The organism is Streptomyces sp. NPDC049577, from assembly GCF_040675635.1.
In the GTDB taxonomy this organism is placed as follows: Bacteria; Actinomycetota; Actinomycetes; order Streptomycetales; family Streptomycetaceae; genus Streptomyces.
On the sequence record NZ_JBFAPH010000081.1, the window covers coordinates 1 to 20,379 of the forward strand.

At 74.1% G+C, this 20,379-nt stretch carries 17 protein-coding genes; 9 read left to right on the top strand and 8 right to left on the bottom strand.

The genetic code is table 11. From position 1 onward, the window contains the following. The 3 genes from AB0K09_RS12240 to hemE all read right to left on the bottom strand — a co-directional run. On the bottom strand, positions 1 to 1,201 hold a 1,201-nt coding region (locus tag AB0K09_RS12240; RefSeq protein WP_366065256.1), incomplete at its 3' end, for an enoyl-CoA hydratase-related protein. Further along, positions 1,198 to 2,412 carry an acetyl-CoA C-acyltransferase gene (locus AB0K09_RS12245; protein ID WP_366065257.1) on the bottom strand — a complete coding sequence of 405 codons (1,215 nt, stop codon included), beginning with the start codon at positions 2,410 to 2,412 and terminating at the stop codon, positions 1,198 to 1,200. The genes AB0K09_RS12245 and AB0K09_RS12240, both read right to left, overlap by 4 nt. A gap of 202 nt (positions 2,413 to 2,614) precedes the next feature. Further along, positions 2,615 to 3,679 (bottom strand): uroporphyrinogen decarboxylase, encoded by a 1,065-nt coding sequence (hemE, locus tag AB0K09_RS12250; protein ID WP_366065258.1) that lies wholly within the window; start codon positions 3,677 to 3,679, stop codon positions 2,615 to 2,617. Positions 3,680 to 3,769: 90 nt separating this feature from the next. Between hemE and AB0K09_RS12255 the strand changes: the two genes are divergently transcribed. The 3 genes from AB0K09_RS12255 (at position 3,770) to AB0K09_RS12265 (ending at position 6,633) form a co-directional block, all read left to right on the top strand. After that, a complete protein-coding gene (locus AB0K09_RS12255; protein ID WP_366065259.1) occupies positions 3,770 to 4,432 on the top strand; it encodes a DUF3000 domain-containing protein in 663 nt (220 codons plus the stop codon). A gap of 181 nt (positions 4,433 to 4,613) precedes the next feature. Continuing rightward, the gene (locus tag AB0K09_RS12260; RefSeq protein ID WP_366065260.1) at positions 4,614 to 5,273 is read left to right on the top strand and encodes a response regulator transcription factor; all 660 of its coding nucleotides are present in this window, start codon (positions 4,614 to 4,616) and stop codon (positions 5,271 to 5,273) included. Positions 5,274 to 5,355: 82 nt separating this feature from the next. Continuing rightward, entirely contained in the window at positions 5,356 to 6,633 is a 1,278-nt protein-coding gene (locus tag AB0K09_RS12265) for a ribonuclease D (protein WP_366065261.1), read from the top strand. 40 nt (positions 6,634 to 6,673) lie between these two features. Here AB0K09_RS12265 and AB0K09_RS12270 read toward each other — a convergent pair whose 3' ends face one another. The 4 genes from AB0K09_RS12270 to AB0K09_RS12285 all read right to left on the bottom strand — a co-directional run bounded on the left by AB0K09_RS12270 (position 6,674) and on the right by AB0K09_RS12285 (position 11,198). Further along, the gene (locus AB0K09_RS12270; protein WP_366065262.1) at positions 6,674 to 7,195 is read right to left on the bottom strand and encodes an SgcJ/EcaC family oxidoreductase; all 522 of its coding nucleotides are present in this window, start codon (positions 7,193 to 7,195) and stop codon (positions 6,674 to 6,676) included. A 164-nt stretch (positions 7,196 to 7,359) separates the two neighbouring features. After that, positions 7,360 to 8,748, bottom strand: a complete 1,389-nt coding sequence (locus tag AB0K09_RS12275; RefSeq protein ID WP_366065264.1) for an FAD-dependent oxidoreductase — start codon at positions 8,746 to 8,748, stop codon at positions 7,360 to 7,362. A 48-nt stretch (positions 8,749 to 8,796) separates the two neighbouring features. Beyond that, positions 8,797 to 9,969, bottom strand: coding sequence for a 4-hydroxybenzoate 3-monooxygenase (locus AB0K09_RS12280; protein ID WP_366065265.1), 1,173 nt, complete (start codon positions 9,967 to 9,969; stop codon positions 8,797 to 8,799). Positions 9,970 to 10,004: 35 nt separating this feature from the next. Continuing rightward, entirely contained in the window at positions 10,005 to 11,198 is a 1,194-nt protein-coding gene (locus tag AB0K09_RS12285; RefSeq protein ID WP_366065266.1) for a thiolase family protein, read from the bottom strand. Between the two features lie 150 nt (positions 11,199 to 11,348). Between AB0K09_RS12285 and hemG the strand changes: the two genes are divergently transcribed. After that, positions 11,349 to 12,785 carry a protoporphyrinogen oxidase gene (gene hemG, locus AB0K09_RS12290; protein ID WP_366065267.1) on the top strand — a complete coding sequence of 479 codons (1,437 nt, stop codon included), beginning with the start codon at positions 11,349 to 11,351 and terminating at the stop codon, positions 12,783 to 12,785. 4 nt (positions 12,786 to 12,789) lie between these two features. After that, entirely contained in the window at positions 12,790 to 13,506 is a 717-nt protein-coding gene (gene hemQ / locus AB0K09_RS12295) for a hydrogen peroxide-dependent heme synthase (protein ID WP_366065268.1), read from the top strand. Positions 13,507 to 13,554: 48 nt separating this feature from the next. Here hemQ and AB0K09_RS12300 read toward each other — a convergent pair whose 3' ends face one another. Beyond that, complete coding sequence (locus AB0K09_RS12300; protein WP_366065269.1) at positions 13,555 to 15,126, bottom strand: alpha/beta hydrolase; 1,572 nt, start codon at positions 15,124 to 15,126, stop codon at positions 13,555 to 13,557. A gap of 215 nt (positions 15,127 to 15,341) precedes the next feature. Here AB0K09_RS12300 and AB0K09_RS12305 point away from each other — a divergent pair, with 215 nt between their 5' ends. The 4 genes from AB0K09_RS12305 to AB0K09_RS12320 all read left to right on the top strand — a co-directional run. Beyond that, positions 15,342 to 15,980, top strand: a complete 639-nt coding sequence (locus tag AB0K09_RS12305; RefSeq protein ID WP_366065270.1) for a nuclease-related domain-containing protein — start codon at positions 15,342 to 15,344, stop codon at positions 15,978 to 15,980. Positions 15,981 to 16,088: 108 nt separating this feature from the next. Further along, positions 16,089 to 17,216: an EfeM/EfeO family lipoprotein gene (locus AB0K09_RS12310; protein ID WP_366065271.1), complete on the top strand. Its 1,128-nt coding sequence runs from the start codon at positions 16,089 to 16,091 to the stop codon at positions 17,214 to 17,216. Further along, a complete protein-coding gene (gene efeB / locus AB0K09_RS12315) occupies positions 17,213 to 18,493 on the top strand; it encodes an iron uptake transporter deferrochelatase/peroxidase subunit (protein ID WP_366065272.1) in 1,281 nt (426 codons plus the stop codon). Before AB0K09_RS12310 ends, efeB begins: the two co-directional genes overlap by 4 nt. Next, positions 18,490 to 20,379 (top strand): alkaline phosphatase family protein (locus AB0K09_RS12320; RefSeq protein WP_366065273.1); only part of this gene is annotated, 1,890 nt, incomplete at its 3' end. The genes efeB and AB0K09_RS12320, both read left to right, overlap by 4 nt.

Below are 20,379 nucleotides of genomic sequence, written 5' to 3' on the forward strand. Positions count from 1 at the left end.
GGATGGCCAAGACCAGGTAGATGCGGCCCTTCCCGAGCAGCATGTCGATCTCGCCGTGGACGTAGCCGACACCCTTGTCCACGCGCACCTGGTCGATGTCGGTCAGCACGACCGGCACCTCCAGGCGGCGGAGGAACAGCAGCGCGAGCTGAGAGGCCATCAGACCGGCGCCGACGACGCCGACCTTGTTCACCGGGCGCGCGAGGGACTTGTCCGGGGCACCGGCCGGGCGCTTGGCGCGCTTCTGCACCAGGTTGAAGGCGTAGATGCCGCTGCGCAGCTCGCCGCCCATGATCAGGTCCGCGAGGGCCTGGTCCTCGGCGTCGAAGCCCTGGCGCAGGTCGCCGTTCTTGGCGGCGGCGATGATGTCCAGCGCGCGGTAGGCGGCCGGGGCCGCGCCGTGCACCTTGGAGTCGGCGATGAAGCGGCCGCGCTCGACGGCCTGGTCCCAGGCCTCGCCGCGGTCCACCTCGGCCCGGACGACCTCGGTCTCGCCCTTCAGGACGGAGGCCGTCCACAGCAGCGACTGCTCCAGGAAGTCCGCGCCTTCGAAGATCGCGTCCGCGATGCCGAGTTCGAAGACCTGCTTGCCCTTGAGCTGCCGGTTCTGGTTGAGCGAGTTCTCGATGATGACCGAGACCGCGCGGTCGGCGCCGATGATGTTCGGCAGCAGGGTGCAGCCGCCCCAGCCGGGGACGAGGCCCAGGAAGACCTCGGGCAGGGAGAACGCCGGGATGGCCTTGGACACCGTGCGGTAGGTGCAGTGCAGACCGACCTCGACGCCGCCGCCCATCGCCGCGCCGTTGTAGTACGCGAAGGTCGGGACGGCCAGCGAGGACAGCCGCTTGAAGACGTCGTGGCCGCCCTTGCCGATGGCCAGCGCGTCCTCGTGCTTCTTCAGCAGCTCGACGCCCTTGAGGTCGGCGCCGACGGCGAAGATGAACGGCTTGCCGGTGATGCCGATGCCGGTGATGTCACCGGCCTTGGCCTCCGCCTCGACCTGGTCGATCGCGACGTTCAGGTTCGCGAGGGACTGCGGGCCGAAGGTGGTCGGCTTGGTGTGGTCCAGGCCGTTGTCCAGCGTGATCAGCGCGAAACGACCCGCGCCCGGAAGGTCGAGGTGGCGGACGTGCGCCTGGGTGACGACCTCGTCGGGGAAGAGCTCCGCGGCGCCCTTCAACAGCTCAGCGGTGGTGCTCACTTGCCCTCCCAGTGGGGGTTCTCCCAGATGACCGTTCCGCCCATGCCGAAGCCGACACACATCGAGGTGATGCCGTAACGGACGTGCGGCTGCTCCTCGAACTGGCGGGCCAGCTGCGTCATCAGACGGACGCCGGAGGAGGCCAGCGGGTGGCCGAACGCGATCGCGCCGCCGTACTGGTTGACGCGCGGGTCGTCGTCGGCGATGCCGTAGTGGTCCAGCAGCGAGAGGACCTGGACGGCGAAGGCCTCGTTGATCTCGAAGAGACCGATGTCGTCGATCGTCAGACCGGCCTTGGCCAGGGCCTTCTCGGTGGCCGGGACCGGGCCGATGCCCATGACCTCCGGCTCGACGCCGGCGAAGGCGTAGGAGACCAGGCGCATCTTGACCGGCAGGCCCAGCTCGCGCGCCACGTCCTCGGCGGTGACCAGCGAGGCGGTGGCGCCGTCGTTGAGACCGGCCGCGTTGCCCGCGGTGACCCGGCCGTGCGGACGGAACGGGGTCTTCAGACCGGCCAGGTTCTCCAGCGTGGTGCCCGGGCGCATCGGCTCGTCGGCGGTCGCCAGGCCCCAGCCCGTCTCGCCGCCCTCGGGGGACGTGCGGCGGATGGAGATCGGCACCAGGTCGGCCTGGATCTTGCCGTCGGCGTACGCCTTGGCGGCCTTCTCCTGGCTGCGCACGGCGTATTCGTCGGCGCGCTGCTTGGTGATGTGCGGGAGGCGGTCGTGCAGGTTCTCCGCGGTCATGCCCATGAACAGGGCGGACTCGTCGACCAGCTTCTCGGAGACGAAGCGCGGGTTGGGGTCCACGCCCTCACCCATCGGGTGGCGGCCCATGTGCTCGACACCGCCGGCCAGGGCGATGTCGTAGGCGCCGAGGGCGACGCCGCCGGCCACGGTCGTCACGGCGGTCATCGCGCCGGCGCACATGCGGTCGATGGAGTAGCCCGGCACGGACTGCGGCAGACCCGCGAGGATGCCGGCGGTGCGGCCCAGGGTCAGCCCCTGGTCGCCGATCTGCGTGGTCGCGGCGATGGCGACCTCGTCGATGCGGGCCGGGTCGAGGTCCGGGTTGCGGCGCAGGAGCTCCCGGATGCACTTGACGACCAGGTCGTCGGCGCGGGTCTCGTGGTAGATGCCCTTCGGGCCCGCCTTGCCGAACGGGGTGCGGACGCCGTCGACGAAGACGACGTCCCTAGCGGTACGAGGCACGTTGGCTCTCCTCCAGGTGGATCGCTGCGCGCGGGCATGCCGAGACGGCTCCGCCGCGGTGCGGGCTGACAACCGTCATGCTACTTGCGGGTAACCACGCTGCACAGGCCCCCCGGCGGGAGCGGCGAAGGTCACATTCCGTAAACGCCGGACGGGCTGACACACGTCAGCCCGTCCGGCGTTCGAGAAGGGGGTCGCAGGCCTACCGCGCCGTGCGCTCGTGGACGTACTCGACCAGGTGGGTCAGGGCGTCCGGGTCCGTCGTCGGCATGACGCCGTGGCCCAGGTTGAAGACATGTCCCTCCAGGTCGCGCGCGGCGGCGAGGACCTCGTCCGTCTTGGCCTCGACCGCCTCGCGGGGGGCGAAGAGGACGGCGGGGTCCAGATTGCCCTGGAGCGCCTTGCCGGGGCCGACGCGGCGGGCCGCCTCGTCGAGGGGGACGCGCCAGTCGACGCCGACGACGTCCGCGCCCGCCTCGCCGAGCAGGGGGAGGAGCTCGCCGGTGCCGACGCCGAAGTGGATGCGCGGCACGCCGTATTCCGCGACGGCGGAGAAGACGGAGGCGGAGGCCGGCATGACGTACCGGCGGTAGTCGGCGGGGGCCAGCGCGCCGGCCCAGGAGTCGAACAGCTGGACGGCGCTCGCGCCGGCCTCGATCTGGACGCGCAGGAACGCGGAGGTGATCTCCGCGAGCCGTCCGACGAGGTCGGCCCACAGCTGCGGGTCGCCGTACATCATGGCCTTGGTGCGCTCGTAGGTGCGCGAGGGGCCGCCCTCGATGAGGTAGCTGGCGAGCGTGAAGGGGGCGCCGGCGAAGCCGATGAGCGGCGTTGCGCCCAGCTCGGCGGTGAGCAGGCCGATGGCCTCGGTGACGTAGGGGACGTCGGAGGGGTCGAGCGGCCGCAGCCGCTCCAGGTCGGCGCGGGTGCGGATCGGGTCGGCGACGACCGGGCCGACGCCCGGCTTGATGTCGAGGTCGATACCGATGGCCTTCAGCGGCACCACGATGTCGCTGAAGAAGATCGCCGCGTCGACGCCGTGCCGCCGCACCGGCTGCAGGGTGATCTCGGTGACCAGCTCGGGCCGCATGCAGGACTCCAGCATGGGGATGCCCTCGCGGACCTTGCGGTACTCGGGGAGCGAGCGGCCCGCCTGGCGCATGAACCAGACCGGGGTGTGCGGCACGGGCTCCCGTCGGCAGGCCCTCAAGAACGCCGAATCGTGTGCCGCGGTGCGGCCCGTCTGGTGCTGGCTGCGCTCACTCATGCCCAAATCTTCGCACGGGCCGAACGAGTGACCCGCCCATGTGGGTGTCCCTACCCGGAACCGGGCCCGCTTCCGCCTAGTCTTCCGGGCATGGCTGCGGCGCAGGGACACCTCTCGGACGGTCCGGACGACGCGGACGGGGAGGGCACCACCCCGTCCGTCTTCCGGCAGGCGGTCGCCGGGCTGCAAGGGGTGCGCCTGCGGCCCGAGATCGAACTCGACGCCACCCCGCCGCCCCAGCGGCTCGCCCCGTACTCCTACGCCCTGGAGGCGGCGGTTGTCGTGGACGACGAGGAGCTGGCCGACGGCCGGCTGATCCTGCTGCACGACCCGGCGGGGCACGAGGCCTGGGGCGGCACCTTCCGGCTGGTCACGCTGGTGCACGCGGAGCTGGAGCCGGAGATGGCGGCGGACCCGCTGCTGCCCGAGGTGTGCTGGTCCTGGCTGACGGGCGCGCTGGAGGCCCGGCGCGTGCCCTACGCCGCGCCCAGCGGCACGGTCACCCGGGCCGGCTCGCACTACTTCGGCGGGCTGGCGGAGCGGGAGCCGTCGACGCGGATCGAGATCCGGGCGTCGTGGTCCCCGGTGCTCCCGGCCGGCCCGGCGGCGGGCGGCGGGCGGGCCGTGCCGGACACGGCCGCGCATCTGTCGGCGTGGTGCGACCTGATGTGCCAGATCGCGGGGCTGCCGCCGGGCGGGGCCCCGGAGGGGATCGTCACGCTGCCCCAGCGGCGCGGGCCGCAGAGTCGCTGACGGGCGGGTCGCCGACGATCGGCCACCTTTCCGAATTGCCCGAATTGTTACTCACCAATTCGTGATCATTCCCTAAAGCCGGACGGTTCGTCTGCCGAAGGACCTTGTGACCCTTCCTGTACGGATCGCCCCGGCTTATCCCCAAGTCGGCACCCGTCCCGCCACTCCCCCTGGAGGCCTGGTGTCCGTTCTCCTCGAGCAACCGGCGAGCCTCGCCTACCGCCCGAACAAACCGACCGCCATGGTGGTCGTCGCCGACCCCCGCGTCCGCTCCACCGTGACCCGCCATCTGTGGGCCCTGGGAGTGCGTGACGTGATCGAGGCGTCGTCCATCGCCGAGGCGCGGCCGCGCATCGGCAACCCCCGCGACATCTGTGTGGCCGACGTCCATCTCCCGGACGGTTCGGGCCTGACGCTGCTCTCCGAGACCCGCGCGGCCGGCTGGCCCAACGGTCTCGCCCTCTCCGCCGCCGACGACATCGGAGCCGTCCGCAACGCGCTCGCGGGCGGCGTCAAGGGCTACGTCGTCACCGGCACCCGCACCAACCTCGGCGTGCCGGGCCGCCCCGGCGCCGCCCCCATCGGTTCCGCGGCCGCCCGGCTGCAGCGGCGCCCGCCCGGTGCCCCCGGCCACCCCGGCGGCTACCGCGAGCTGTCCGGCCGTGAGGTCGAGGTGCTGAGGCTGGTGGCGGAGGGCCAGTCGAACAAGGCCATCGGCGTGTCGATGGGCCTGTCGGCCCTCACCGTCAAGAGCCACCTCGCCCGGATCGCGCGCAAGCTCGGTACCGGCGACCGGGCCGGGATGGTCGCCGTGGCGCTGCGCACCGGCATCATCCACTGACCCGGGCCGCACGAGGCGCGCCGCACCCGTCGCCGGAACGTTCCGGCGACGGGCGCTTGCGATACACAGATACCCTTGACCGGTGACCGACGCCCAAGAGACCGCAGCAGACACACCACTGCGAACCACCGGGGGCGGCCCCCCGGACGACGTCGTTCCGGCGCCGATCCCCCTGCTGGAGCCGCGCGAGGGAATCCCCCCGGTCGTCGCCGACGCCGACGCCCTGGACCGGGTGGTCGCGGCGTTCGCCGCGGGTACCGGCCCCGTCGCCGTCGACGCCGAGCGCGCCTCCGGCTACCGCTACGGCCAGCGCGCCTACCTCGTGCAGCTGCGCCGCCAGGGCGCCGGCACGGCGCTGATCGACCCGGTCGGCTGCCCCGACCTGTCCGCCCTCGGCGAGGCGATCTCCGGCACCGAGTGGGTGCTGCACGCGGCCACCCAGGACCTGCCCTGCCTGCGCGAGATAGGGATGACGCCGGCCCGGCTCTTCGACACCGAGCTCGCCGGGCGGCTCGCCGGCTACGCGCGCGTGGGACTCGGCGCGATGGTCGAGAACGTGCTGGGCTACGCCCTGGAGAAGGGCCACTCCGCCGTCGACTGGTCCACCCGCCCGCTGCCCGAGCCCTGGCTGCGCTACGCCGCGCTGGACGTGGAGCTCCTCGTCGACCTGCGGAACGCCCTGGAGGCGGAGCTCGACCGGCAGGGCAAGCTGGAGTGGGCCCGCCAGGAGTTCGAGGCCATCGCCACGGCGCCGCCCGCCCCGCCCCGCAAGGACCCCTGGCGCCGCACGTCCGGCATGCACAAGGTGCGCCGCCGCCGGCAGATGGCGGTGGTGCGCGAGCTGTGGACCGTGCGCGACCACGTCGCCCAGCGGCGCGACGTCTCGCCCGGCAAGGTGCTCGGCGACGGCGCGATCATCGAGGCCGCCCTCGGCATGCCCGCCAGCACCCACGCCCTGGCCGCGCTGCCCGGGTTCGGGCACCGGATGAGCCGCAAGCAGCTGGAGCAGTGGCAGGCGGCCGTCGACCGCGCCCGGGCCCTGCCCGAGGCGGAGCTCCCGCAGCCCGGCCAGCCGGTGACGGGCCCGCCCCCGCCGCGTGCCTGGGCGGACAAGGACCCCGCCGCGGCGGCCCGCCTGTCGGCGGCCCGCGCCGCCGTCTCCGAGCTGGCGGAGCGGCTCACCATGCCGCAGGAGAACCTGATCACCCCCGACACCGTGCGCCGGCTCTGCTGGGAGCCGCCCGCCGACCCGGCGCCCGAGGCCGTCGCCGGGATCCTCGCCGCGCACGGCGCGCGGCCGTGGCAGGTGGAGCAGGTCACGCCGGTGCTGGTGAAGGCGCTGGCCGAGACGAAGGCCTGAAAGGACGCGCCCGCCCCGCCCGGTCCGCGAGCCGGGCGGGTCAGCCCTCGGGCACCTTGGACGAATGGTGGTTGACGATGAGCCAGTCGTCCCCGCGCAGCTCGTAGACGAAGGTGTAGCGCGCGTCGACCTCGGACGTGCTGCCGTCCTCGTTGGTCAGCGTGAACCGGTAGAGGCCGGTGTCGATGGCGGTGTTGCGGTTGGGGATGTTGATGAACCGCTCCTGGACGGTGCCGACGGGCTTGCCCTCCAGGAAGTGCTCGAAGTAGTCGACGATCCCGGCCCGGGTGGTGCGGATCTCGGGGGAGACGGTCGGCAGCAGCACGGCGTCGGGGGCGTAGAGGTCCGCCACGCGGCGGGCGTCGCCGGTGGCCAGGGCCGCGTTCCACCGGTCGAACAACGCCTTGATCTGTCTCTCGGTGGGCGGCCGGGAGGAGTCCGCGACGGCACCGCGCGCGGTGGGGAGCCGGACGGGGGCTGCGGCCGCCGCGGCCGCCGGGATTCCGGTGAACAGGGTGGCGGCCGCGGCGACGGCGGCCAGGGCGGAGCATGTGCGCCTCATGGAGCACCTCCTGCGTTGTCCGTGATCGAGCGCTGTTCTGATCGAGCGCTGTCTGATCGAGGGCTGTCGTGATCAAACGCTGTAGTGATCGAACTGCGTGATCATGCGGAGGGGGGTGGAACCAGCTTCCACCAGCACGAGCGATCCGGCACCTCGAGGCGGACTTACGTTCGATTCGACCCTTCCGTCACCGCGGCCGCCGCCTTGCGGGCCGCGATCAGGACCGGGTCCCAGACCGGGGAGAACGGCGGCGCGTATCCCAGGTCCAGCGCGGTCATCTGATCCACCGTCATACGCGCGGTCAGCGCCACCGCCGCCACGTCGACGCGCTTCGCCGCGCCCTCGCGGCCCACGATCTGCACGCCCAGCAGCCGGCCGGTCCGGCGTTCGGCGAGCATCTTGACGGTCATCGGCGCCGCGCCCGGGTAGTAGCCGGCGCGGCTGGTGGATTCGATCGTGACGGTGTGGAAGCGCAGGCCCACCGCCGTGGCCTGGGCCTCCAGCAGGCCCGTCCGGGCGATCTCCAGGTCGCAGACCTTGCTGACGGCCGTGCCGACGACGCCGGGGAAGGTGGCGTAACCGCCGCCGATGTTGGTGCCGATGACCTGGCCGTGCTTGTTGGCGTGGGTGCCGAGCGCGATGTGCCGCGTGCGGCCGGAGACGAGGTCGAGGACCTCGACGCAGTCCCCGCCGGCCCAGACGTTCTCGTGACCGCGGACCCGCATGGCGAGGTCGGTCAGCAGACCGCCCGACTCGCCCAGGGGCAGGCCCGCCGCCTCGGCCAGGGCGGTCTCGGGGCGCACACCCAGGCCCAGGACCACGACGTCGGCGGGGTACTCGCCCTCCTCCGTGGCGACCGCGGCGGCCCGCCCGCCGGGACCGGTCACCACACCGGTCACGGCGGCGCCCGTCACCACCTCGATGCCCATGCCGCACATCGCGTCGCGGACCAGCGCGCCCATGTCCGCGTCAAGGGTGGACATCGGCTGGGCCGCCCGCTCGACGACCGTCACCGCGTAACCCCGCCGGACCAGGGCCTCCGCCATCTCCACCCCGATGTAGCCGGCGCCGATGACGACCGCCCGCCGGCCCTTCGCCCCGCCCTCCAGGGCGTCCAGGAGCCGCTGCCCGTCGTCCAGGGTCTGCACCCCGAGGACGCCCGGCGCGTCGATGCCGGGCAGCGGCGGCCGCAGGGGCCGGGCGCCGGTCGCGACGACGAGGTCGTCGAAGCCGTGCCGGCTCTCCTGCCCGGACTCCAGATCCCGCACCCTCACCCGCTGCCCCGGCACGTCCAGCTCCACGACCTCGTGGCGCAGCCGCAGGTCGATGCCGCGGGCGCGGTGCTCCTCGGCCGAACGGGCGACGAGCGCGTCCGGCCCGTCGACCACCCCGCCCGCCCAGTAGGGGATGCCGCACGCCGAGTACGAGGTGAAGCGCCCGCGTTCGAACGCGTCGATCCGCAACCGCTCCGGGGGGCGGAACGCCCGTGCCCGGGACGCGGCGGACATGCCCGCCGCGTCGCCACCGACGACCACCATGCGTCGCACCGTCATGGAGGCCACGGTACGTCCTCCACGGCGTGGGAATCAGCGTCATCAGTGTCAGATGAGCGGCAGCCCCGCGTAGTTCTCGGCGAACTCCGCGGCGGCCGCGGTCGGGCGGGTCAGCCGGCGCAGCCGGGTGAGCTGCATCTGCCGGTCGTAGCCGTCCGCGTCCGGCGCGGTGTGCAGCAGGGTCGTCATCTCGTGGCAGAAGTGCTGCGCCTGCCAGACCCGGCGCAGACAGTTGTCCGAGTAGTGGTCGAGGAGGTCGGACGAGCCGCTCCCGTGCCAGTGGATGAACCCCCGCGCCATGGTGAGCGCGTCCGCGAGCGCCAGGTTCATGCCCTTGGCACCGCTCGGCGGCACCAGGTGCGCGGCGTCACCGGCAAGCAGCAGCCGCCCGTACCGCATCGGCTCGACCACCTGGCTGCGCAGGGTGCTGACGGACTTGGCGAGGATCGGGCCGCGTTGCAGGGTCCAGCCGTCGGCGGCCAGCCGGACGTCCAGCTCGTCCCAGATCCGGTCGTCGGACCAGTCGTTCGGATCGGTGCCGTTGGGCACCTGGAGGTACAGCCGGGAGACGGCCGGGGTGCGCATGCTCTGCAGGGCGAAGCCGCGCTCGTGCCCGGCCATCACCAGCTCGTCGCAGGAGGGCGGCACATCGGCCAGGATCCCCAGCCAGGAGTAGGGGTACGTCCGCTCGTGCAGCCGTACCTCGTCCGCCGGAAGGGCGCGCCGCGACGCCCCGTACGAACCGTCGCAGCCCGCCACGAACTCGCACTCCAGGGTCTGTTCCCGGCCGTCGCGCACGAAGCGGATCAGCGGCTGCTCGCTGTCGGCCTTCTCCACGGCGATCACCGGCGCCTCGAACAGCAGCGGCGGGCCGTCGACGAGCTGAAGGGCGATCAGATCCTTGACGACCTCCGTCTGCGGATAGATCGTCACCGTCCGGCCGCCGGTCATCGAGGGCAGGTCCACCCGGTGGGAGCGGCCCTCGAAGCGCAGCTCGAAGCCCCGGTGGAGCAGGCCCTCCCGGTCCAGGCGGTCACCGGCGCCGCAGTCCCGGAGGATGTCCGCCGCGCCCTGCTCCAGCAGCCCCGCCCGCTGCCGCCGTTCCACATAGGCCCTGTCGCGGGCCTCCAGGACCACACACTCCACGCCCGCCTGGTGCAGCAGCCGGGCGAGCAACAGACCGGCGGGGCCGGCCCCGATGATGCCGACGGTGGTGCGCATGGGGGATACCTCTCCGAAAGCGGGTCGTGCCTCGGTCAGCGTTCGAGGACCAGTGCCTGGCCCTGTCCGACGCCGATGCACAGCGCCGCCACCCCCGTGCCCGACCCCGCCGCCGCCAGCTGGTGCGCGACCGAGCCGGCCAGCCGGGCGCCGGAGCACCCCAGGGGGTGGCCGATCGCGATCGCGCCGCCGCGCTGGTTGACGAGACCGGGGTCGAGGTCGGGCCATTCAGCCAAGCATCCCAGCGCCTGGGCCGCGAAAGCCTCGTTGAGCTCGAAGTGTGTCAGGTCCGGGAATGCGCGCCCGGCCTTGGCCAGGGCCCGCCGGACCGCCTCGACGGGACCGAGGCCGTACAGATCCGGCTCGATGGCGGTCACCGCGGAGGCCCGTACCCGGGCCAGCGGCTCCCGGCCGGTGGCCTTCAGGCCCTCCTCGTCGCACAGCAGCAGGGCCGCCGCGCCGTCGTTGAGCGGCGAGGAGTTGCCGGCCGTGACCGTGCCGCCCTCGGTGCGGAAGGCCGGCTTCAGCCTGGCGAGGGCCTCGGGGGAGGTGGTGTCGCGGATGCACTCGTCCCGCGCGAGCTCGGCGCCGGGCACGGGGACGACCTCGCCGTCGTAGGCGCCGTCCTTCCAGGCGCGGGCCGCCTTCTCGTGGCTGGCGAACGCGAACGCGTCCTGCTGCTCCCGGCCGATGCCGTGCTTCTCGGCGATGAGCTCGGCGCCCTCGCCGAGGGACACCGTCCAGCGCGGCGGCATCTTCGGGTTGGTCATGCGCCACCCGAGCGTCGTGGAGTACGCCTGCTGGTGGCCGGCGGGGAAGGCCCGCTCCGGCTTGGGCAGCACCCAGGGGGCGCGGCTCATCGACTCCACGCCGCCCGCGATCATCACGGAGGCGTCACCGAGGGCGATGGCCCGGTACGCCTGGACGACGGCCTCCAGGCCCGAGGCGCACAGCCGGTTGACGGTCGCGCCGGGCACGGTCACGGGCAGCCCGGCGAGCAGCACGGCCATGCGGGCCACGTCGCGGTTCTCCTCGCCCGCCCCGTTGGCGTTGCCGAGGACGACATCGTCGATGCGGGCCGGGTCCAGCGCGGGCGCCCGGTCGACCAGGGCGCGCACGACGTGCGCGGCGAGGTCGTCGGGGCGGACGGAGGCGAGGGCGCCGCCGTACTTGCCGACCGGGGTGCGGACGGCGTCGACGATGTACACGTCCCGGATGCGGTCGTTCATGGGGGTCTCCGTAACCGTTCGGGCTGATGATCGAGTGGCTGATCGTGGTGCGCGCGAGTCTCGGCGGGGTGCCCGGCCCTGTCAATGGCCGGCCGGCCGTGTCCATGGGGCCGGAGCAGCCGGTTCCCGGCGGTTTGAGACAGTGGGGACATGAGCGCATCGCGGACTTCTGGGCGGCACGTCGTCGTCATCGGTGGCGGGATCTCCGGGCTGGCGGCGGCCCACCGGCTGCTGGAGGGCGGTGCGCGGGTCACCCTCCTGGAGGCGTCGGAACGCGTCGGCGGCAAGCTGCTCACCGGCGAGATCGCCGGCATGCCCGTCGATCTCGGCGCCGAGTCGATGCTGGCCCGCCGCCCCGAGGGCGTCGCGCTGGCCCGCGCGGCCGGGCTCGGCGAGCACCTCGTGGCGCCCGCCGCCACCGCGCTGCTGTGGACCCGCGGCGAGCTGCGGCCGCTGCCCAAGGGCCACATGATGGGCGTCCCCGGCGACCTCGCCGAGCTGTCCGCCTCCGGCGTCGTCTCCGCCGAGGGGCTCGCCCGGATCGCGCGGGACGAGGAACTGCCGCCGAGTGAGCTCGGCGAGGACGTTGCGATCGGCTCCTACATCGCCGAGCGGATGGGCCGCGAGGTGGTGGACCGGCTGGTCGAGCCGCTGCTGGGCGGCGTCTACGCCGGCGACGCCTACCGGATCTCCATGCGGGCGGCCGTGCCCCAGCTCTTCGAGGCCGCCCGGGCCCACGGCACCCTGACCGGGGCCGTCCGGGACCTCCAGACGCGCGCCGCCGCCCGGCAGCAGTCCGGCCCGGTCTTCGCCGGCCTCGACGGCGGCATCGGCCGGCTCCCGCTCGCGGTGGCGGACGCGCTCCGGGCGGGGGGCGCCCGGATCCGTACGCACGCCCCCGTACGCCGCCTCGCCCGCACCGAGGGGGGCTGGAGCGTCACCCTCGACGGCGAGGTCCTGGCCGCCGACGCCGTCGTGCTCGCCACCCCGGCCCCCGTGACGGCGGCGCTGCTGCCCTCCGGCGAGAGCGCGGCCTTGGCCGCGGCCACCGAGCTCGGCACCGTCGAGTACGCCTCCATGGCCCTGGTGACCATGGCCTTCCGCCGCTCGGACGTCGAGGCGCTGCTCCACGGCAGCGGCTTCCTCGTGCCGCCCGTCGACGGCCGGAAGATCAAGGCGTCGACCTTCTCGGCCAACAAGTGGCGGTGGAACGCCGATGCCGATCCGGACCTCTTCGTCCTGCGCACCTCGATCGGGCGGTTCGGCGACGAGGCCGACCTGGGGCGGGAGGACGCCGAGCTGGTGACGATGTCCCTGAAGGACCTCGGCGAGGCCGTCGGCCTGGCGGCGGCCCCGGTGGACAGCCGGGTGACCCGCTGGCACGGCGGGCTGCCGCAGTACCCGGTGGGCCATCTGGAGCGGGTCGCCCGCGTCCGGGACCACATCGCCCGCCTGCCCGGCCTGCGGGTGTGCGGCGCCGCCTACGACGGCGTGGGCATCCCGGCCTGTGTCTCCAGTGGCCGGCGGGCCGCCGGTGAACTTCTGGCGACCCTGGCGGAGGGCGCCGGGGGCGACGGGGGAGAATAGGGACATGACTGACGCCCCTGTGAAGACCCCGAACGCCGGCAAGAAGGCCAAGGACCTCAACGAGGTCATCCGCTACACCCTCTGGTCGGTGTTCAAGCTGCGCGACGTGCTGCCGCAGGACCGCGCCGGCTGGGCGGACGAGGTGGAGGAGCTCTTCGCCCAGCTCGCCGAGAAGGACGTCACGGTGCGCGGCACGTACGACCTGTCGGGTCTGCGGGCGGACGCCGACGTCATGATCTGGTGGCACTCGGAGACCTCGGACGCCCTCCAGGACGCCTACAACCTCTTCCGCCGCACCAAGCTGGGCCGCGCGCTGGAGCCGGTCTGGTCGAACATGGCGCTGCACCGGCCGGCCGAGTTCAACAAGTCGCACATCCCGGCGTTCCTCGCCGACGAGACCCCGCGCGACTACGTCAGCGTCTACCCCTTCGTGCGCTCGTACGACTGGTACCTGCTGCCCGACGAGGACCGCCGCCGCATGCTCGCCGACCACGGCAAGATGGCCCGGGGCTACCCCGACGTCCGCGCCAACACGGTCGCGTCCTTCTCCCTCGGCGACTACGAGTGGATCCTGGCCTTCGAGGCCAACGACCTCTACCGCATCGTCGACCTCATGCGTCACCTGCGCGCCTCGGAGGCGCGGATGCACGTGCGCGAGGAGGTGCCGTTCTACACGGGGCGGCGCAAGCCGGTGTCCGAGCTGGTCGCGGGCCTGGCCTGATACGTGAGGGGCCCGGCCGGTGGCCGGGCCCCTCGTCGTGCGGTCCGCTCAGGTGGTCGCCCTCGGCTCCGGGCGCGGCCCGCAGTAGGAGCGCCAGGCCGGGAGCTCGCCGCTCAGCAGATACGTCTCCAGGTGCCGGTTGACGCAGGCGTTCGCGCCGCCGCCGATGCCGTGCGTGCCCGCGCCCCGCTCGGTGACCAGGGCCGCGCCGGGCAGCCGGCGCTGGAGCTCCAGCGCGCCGCGGTAGGGGGTGGCTGCGTCCCGTTCGGCGGCCAGCAGCAGTGTGGGCGGCAGCGTGCCGCGTCCGTGCACGCCGACGTCGACCGCGCGCTGGCGGGGCACCTGCCAGTACGCGCAGGGCAGGTTCATCCAGGCGTTGTTCCAGGTCTCGAAGGGCGCCCGGCGGGCGAGCCGGGTGTTGTCCCGGTTCCAGACCTCCCACGAGCGCGGCCAGGGCGCGTCGTTGCACTCGACGGCGGTGTAGACGGCGTTCTGGTTCTCCGCCGCCCGGGCCGTGGCCGGGTCGGGGGCGGCGATGGCGAGCAGCGGCTGCTCGTCGCCCCGCAGGTACGCGGAGAGCGCGTTCGCGTCGCGCGCCCAGTAGGAGTCGCTGTAGCCGGCCTTCAGCAGCGCGTCCTGCAACTGCTGCGGGCCGACCTTGCCGCCGGCGGGCCGGCGGGCGAGGCGCCGGTTCGCCCTGTGATAGGCGGATTCGACGTCCTTCGCGGTGCGGCCCAGGTGGTAGACGGAGTCGTGGCGGGCCACCCAGCGCCGCCAGTCGCCCCACCGCCGGTCGAAGGCGGCGGACTGGTCGAGGTTGTTGCCGTACCAGACCTTGCGCGGGTCGGGGTTGACCACGCTGTCGAAGACCATGCGCCGCACATGCCGGGGGAAGAGCGTGGCGTAGAGGGCGCCGAAGTAGGTGCCGTAGGAGGCGCCCACATAGTTCAGCCGCCGCTCGCCGAGCGCGGCGCGCAGTACGTCCAGGTCGCGTGCGTTGTTGAGGCTGGTGTAGAAGCGCAGGGCCGAGCCGCCCTTGCGCGCGCAGCCGCGTGCGTAGGCCCTGGCCTGGGCGATCCGCTCCTTCTTGTACGCGGCGGAGGGGTGCTCGGGGGCGTCACTGGGGGCCTTGATGAAGGTGGCCGGGCTGACGCAGGACAGCGGTGCGGAGCGGCCGACCCCGCGGGGCGCGTAGCCGATGATGTCGTAGGAGCGGGCGACGCTCTGCCACTGCGGCAGCCGGCCGATGAGCGGATAGAACATGCCGCTTCCGCCGGGCCCCCCGGGGTTGAACACCAGGGCGCCCTGCCGGGCGGACGCCGGCCCGGTGGCGCGGGCGCGGCTGACAGTGAGGCGGATGTGCCTGCCGTCGGGGCGCGCGTAGTCGAGGGGGACGGACACGGTGCCGCACTCGATGGGGGCGGGCAGGTTCTCGGCGGCCGGGCAGGCGCCGAAGGCGATGCCCTTGGCGGCGGCCCGCTGGGCGGCGAGGGCCACCCCGTGCGACTCGGCCCGGCCGCCCGGGGGCGCGGCAGCCGCGTGGGAGGGGGTGGCGGGGAGGCCCGTGAGCCCGGTGAGGAGCAGGGCTGAAAGGGTTCCGTACACGGCTGCTGTTCGCACTGACCGTCCCTTCATATCCATTTACGACAAATTGGATAATTGGGTCGGACGGGGGTGAAGTAAAGCACCGTGCCACGATGTCGGGGATGTCGGGCGTGAATGCGCCCGAAGAGCCGCCGGGGCCGCCGGGGCGGTCAAATGCGGGGCAAGACCGCGCGGCCGATCGGGTTGGGCCTCGCGCTTCTGCGGCAGTATGGCGGGTGGGGGTGATGGGCGTGTGCGAGCGGCCGGAGGCGAAGAGGGGCGCGGACGGAAGGCCCTACGATCCCGACCGGCTGTTCCTGCCGCCCGACGACGACCTCGCCCCGAACCGCCCCGGCGAGACGCTCCGCGCCCGGCTCGACGGCTCGCGGACCGCGGGAGCCCGGCTGGTGCTCGCCCGGCTGCTCGGCCGCCGGCCCGTGGAGGACGCCTGGCGCGCGGAGCTGGCGGCCGAACAACTCGTGGGCGCCGAGCTGGACGCGCTGACGCCGGGCGGCTGGGAGGTCGTCCACTCGATCGTCCTGCCGGGCGACGCGGTCATCTCCCATCTGCTGATCGGCCCCGGCGGTGTCTTCTGCGTCTTTGCCCGGCCGGGGCGGGAGCGGCAGCCCCAGCCCCACGTCCGCCGGGTCCGGCAGTGCGCCGCGCGCGCCTCGCTCGCCCTCACGCGCGGATGCGGCTTCCTGGTGCGCGTCCTGCCGGTGCTCGTCCTGGTCGGCGCCGGCGCGACCGAGACGGCGGCGGACGACGTACGGCTCCTGGGCGAGGGGGAGGTGGCGAGCCTGGGCACGCTGGGCGGCGTCCTCCACCCGGACCGCGTGGACCGCGTCCACACGGTGGCACGCAACCGCAGGGTGTGGCTGGGGGCCTGACCCGCCCGCCCACTCGTTACCCCGAAGGCCGTAACGTTCCGGGCGACAGGCGGGCGGGTGGGCAGAACCGCCCCGAAACGGCGAGAATCCTGACGTAACGTCAGTAACGTGCTGCGAACGTCAACGCTCCTGGCCGCAACCGTGCTCACGGCGGGGACGCCGACCACGGTCGAGACCTCCCCGGGCAACTGCGGCACCGGCTGGACCCACCCCCACCCCGGCCTGCAACGCATCGCCGTACGCAACACCGCCACCACCCCCGCCGAAGTCCGTCTGCAGGACGCCGGCGCCGCCGTCCTCGCCGAGACCGAGCCCCTCGCCCCCGGCACCATCCGCGTCCTGCGGGCCCGGCTCGGCGCCGGCTCCTACGCGTTCGTGTGCCTCCACGAGGACGCGGACGCCGTCACCGGCCCCACCGTGCGGATCACCGGCCCGGGGCGCACCGGGCCGGCGGCCGTGCCCGTCAGCCGGCACGACCTCATCCCGGCCGCCCTCGCCGAACAGGCGTGGACGGCCCGCCGCCTGGACGAGCTCGTCGCCCGAACCGGCGCCCTGCGCACGGCGGTGGACGCCGGCGACCGGTCCGCCGCCCGCACGGCCTGGCTCTCCGCCCACCTCGGCTACGCCCGCCTGGGCGCCGCCTACGACGCCTTCGAAGCGCTCGACGGGCCCGGCGAGCCGGCCGCAGCGCTGGACCGTACGACCGCCGGCCTGCCCGGCGGTGTCCACGACCCGCGCTTCACGGGATTCCACCGCGTCGAGTACGGGCTGTGGCACGGCGAGGACGGCACCGCCCTGCGCCGCGCCACGGCCCGGCTCGCCGCCGACGCGCGCCGCCTGCGGGACGCCTGGGCCCTGGCCCGGCTGGACCCCGCCGATCTCGCGCGCCGCGTGCACGAGATCACCGAGGACACCCTGCGGGGCGAGCTGACCGGCCGCACCGACTACGGCAGCGGCACCGGACTGGCCACCGCCCGCGCCCGGCTCGACGCCACCCGCCGGCTCGTCGACCGCCTCCGCCCCCTCCTGCGCACCCGCTACCCGGGCCTGGCCGCCCTCGACGACCGGCTCGCCCGCACCCGGCGCACCCTCGAAATCCACCTCCGCTCCGGCACCTGGACCCCGCTCGCCCGCCTCGGCCGCGCGGACCGCGAGAGGATCGACGCACGTTTCGGCGATCTCGCCGAACGCCTGGCGGACGTCGCGGCCGTCTGCGGCGTACGGAGGACCGTATGAGCGCCGGCCTCGTACGGCGCCGCGGACTGCTGCGCGGACTGGCCGGTGGCGCGGCCGCGATGAGCGCACTGCCGCACGTACGCCGGGGCGCGGAGAACCGGGGCGCCGGGCACGGCCCGGACGACGTGTACGGCGAGGACACCCGCACCCGCATCCCCTTCCACGGCCCCCACCAGACCGCCCTCCTCACCCCGCCCGCCCGCGCCACCGCCTTCGCCGCCCTCGACGTCACCGCCGACGACCGCGCCGGACTCGCCGAGCTGCTGCGCACCGTCACCGCGCGGGCGCGGCTGCTGACCGCCGGCGGTGACCCCGAACCCGTCGGCATCACCGGACCGCCGCCCGATTCCGGACTGCTGGGCCCCCGCATCCCGGCCGCCGGCGCCGTACGGCTCACCCTGGCGGCGGGCGCCTCGCTGTTCGACGGGCGGTACGGGCTCGCCGCCCGCCGGCCCCGCCGGCTGACCGCCATGCCGGTCTTCCCCGACGACGACCTCGACCCCGCCTGGTGCCACGGCGACCTGGCGCTCCAGCTGTGCGCCGACAGCCGGGACACCGTCCTGCACGCCCTGCGCGACATCGCCCGCCACACGCGCGGCGGCATGCAGATCCGCTGGCGGCTGGACGGCTTCACCCCGCCCCCGCGCCCCTCCGGCACGCCCCGCAACCTCTTCGGCTTCAAGGACGGCATCGCCAACCCCGACCCCCGCGACGCCCCGCTGATGGACCGGCTGGTGTGGACGGGCCCCGGGGCGGGCGAGCCCGCGTGGACCGCGGGCGGCAGCTACCAGGTCGTCCGGGCGATCCGGATGCTCGTCGAGTTCTGGGACCGCGTGCCGCTGGCCGAGCAGGAGCGGATGCTCGGCCGCGACCGGGAGACGGGCGCGCCCCTCGACGGCGAACGGGAGTCCGACGCCCCGCGCTACGCCGAGGACCCCGGCGGCGAGGTGATCCCGCTGGACAGCCACATCCGGCTGGCCGACCCGCGCACCCCGGACTCCGCCGGACGCCGCCTGCTGCGCCGCTCGTACAGCTACGACCGCGGTCTGGACAGCGACGGCGAACTCGACATGGGCCTGCTGTTCTGCTGCTACCAGCGCGACCCGGTGCGGCAGTTCGAGGCCGTGCAGAAGCGGCTGGCGGGCGAGCCGCTGACCGACTACGTCAAGCCCTTCGGCGGCGGCTACTACTTCGTGCTGCCCGGTGTGCGGGACCGCGCGGACTGGTTCGGGCGCGCGCTGCTGGAGGGCCGGAGCCGAGAGGAAGACCACGCATGACCGGCACCGGAGCGGGAACCACCAGCGGCGTACGCGCACTCCGGCGGCGCGGGGCAGCGGCGGCGGTGCTCGCCGCGGCGGCGCTCACGGCCGGCCCGGCCGGCATCCCGGCGGCCACGGCCACCGTCCCGGCCGCAGGCCCGGCCACCGTCCCCGCCGCGGTCCCGGCCACCGCCACCCCCGTCAAGCACCTCGTCGTGATCTTCGACGAGAACGTCTCCTTCGACCACTACTTCGCCACCTACCCCGCCGCCGCCAACACCGACGGCACCCCCTTCGTCCCCGCCCGCGCCACGCCCGGCCGCGTCGACAACCTCCGCACCGCCGGGCTGCTGCGCCACAACCCCAACCGGTACCCGCCCCGGCGGCTCGGCCCCGACCGGGCCATGACCTGCGACCAGAACCACTCCTACGGCCCCGAGCAGTACGCCGCGAACGGCGGCCGGGCCGACCGCTACGTCGAGCACACCGACTCCGGCACCTGCTCCGGCCGGCTCTACGGCGAACCCGGCCTGGTCATGGACTACTACGACGGCAACACCGTCACCGCGCTGTGGAACTACGCCCAGCACTACGCCATGAGCGACCGCTCCTTCGGCACCACCTACGGCCCGTCCACGCCGGGCGCGGTCAACCTGGTCTCCGGCCGTACGGACGGCGTGGTCTCCACCGATCCCGCCTCCGGCACCGAGCACCCCCGGCAGACCCGCGAACCGGACCCGTACGCCGTGGCCGCCCCCGACACCAGGGGCGTGGGCACGCTGATCAACGACCCCGACCCCGCCTACGACGACTGCTCGGGGCGCGACCACCGGAGCAGGAGCCCCCTGGCGGCGCTGCGCGGCCGCAACATCGGCGACCTGCTCAACGCCCGGCACGTCACCTGGGGCTGGTTCCAGGGCGGCTTCCGGCCCAGCCGGCCCTGGGACGGCCGGCCCGGCCACCACGCCGCCTGTTCCGGCCGCACGCACACCAACGGCGCGGGCGCCGCGGTGGCCGACTACAGCCCGCACCACGCGCCGTTCCAGTACTACCGGTCCACCGCCAACCCGCACCACCTGCCGCCGGCGTCCGTCGCCGAGATCGGCCACCGCGGCCGGGCCAACCACGCCTACGACCTCGCCGACTTCGACGCCGCCCTGCGGGCCGGCCGGCTGCCGGCCGTCAGCTTCCTCAAGCCCGCCGCCTACCAGGACGGGCACGCCGGCTACTCCGGGCCGCTGGACGAACAGCACTTCCTCGTCGCATGGATCAACAAGATCCAGCGCGCCCCGCAGTGGAAGGACACCGCGATCGTCATCGCCTACGACGACTCCGACGGCTGGTACGACCACGCGTACGCCGAGCCGCTGAACGGTTCGCGGATCGCCGCCAGGGGCTCGAACGGCAAACCCGTCGACGCGTCGGCCTGCCGGCGCGGCCCCCGGCCGGCCGGCGGACGGTACGGCCGCTGCGGGCCCGGGCCCCGGCTGCCGCTGCTGGTGATCTCGCCGTACAGCAGGGTCAACGCGGTGGACCACACCCCGACCGAGCAGGCGTCGGTCCTGCGCTTCATCGAGGACAACTGGCACACCGGCCGGATCGGTGCCGGTTCCTTCGACAGCAGGGCCGGCTCCCTCGCCGGGCTGTTCGACTTCGCGCACCCCAACGACAAGCGGGTGCTGCTGGCCGCGGACGGCTCGGTGCGTTCCGTCGGCCGGGTCGGCCGGGCCCGCACCGGTGCGAGCGCGGCCCTGCCGGGTCCGGTCGCCGCCCGGGCCGCGGGGGCGGGGGACGCGCTGAACGGGGACGCGCTCCCGGCGGCCGAGGGCCCGGAGCCGGGGCGCGTGCGGGAGACCGGGAACCCGCCGCGCGGGCTGCCGGCGGCCGTCGCGGCCGGAGTCGTC

Excerpts from the sequence above, each read along its gene's own strand:
- hemE (WP_366065258.1), bottom strand. The coding sequence starts at position 3,679 with ATGAGTGAGCGCAGCCAGCACCAGACGGGCCGCACCGCGGCACACGAT.
- AB0K09_RS12255 (WP_366065259.1), top strand. The coding sequence starts at position 3,770 with ATGGCTGCGGCGCAGGGACACCTCTCGGACGGTCCGGACGACGCGGAC.
- AB0K09_RS12270 (WP_366065262.1), bottom strand. The coding sequence starts at position 7,195 with ATGAGGCGCACATGCTCCGCCCTGGCCGCCGTCGCCGCGGCCGCCACC.
- AB0K09_RS12275 (WP_366065264.1), bottom strand. The coding sequence starts at position 8,748 with ATGACGGTGCGACGCATGGTGGTCGTCGGTGGCGACGCGGCGGGCATG.
- AB0K09_RS12280 (WP_366065265.1), bottom strand. The coding sequence starts at position 9,969 with ATGCGCACCACCGTCGGCATCATCGGGGCCGGCCCCGCCGGTCTGTTG.
- AB0K09_RS12285 (WP_366065266.1), bottom strand. The coding sequence starts at position 11,198 with ATGAACGACCGCATCCGGGACGTGTACATCGTCGACGCCGTCCGCACC.
- hemG (WP_366065267.1), top strand. The coding sequence starts at position 11,349 with ATGAGCGCATCGCGGACTTCTGGGCGGCACGTCGTCGTCATCGGTGGC.
- hemQ (WP_366065268.1), top strand. The coding sequence starts at position 12,790 with ATGACTGACGCCCCTGTGAAGACCCCGAACGCCGGCAAGAAGGCCAAG.
- efeB (WP_366065272.1), top strand. The coding sequence starts at position 17,213 with ATGAGCGCCGGCCTCGTACGGCGCCGCGGACTGCTGCGCGGACTGGCC.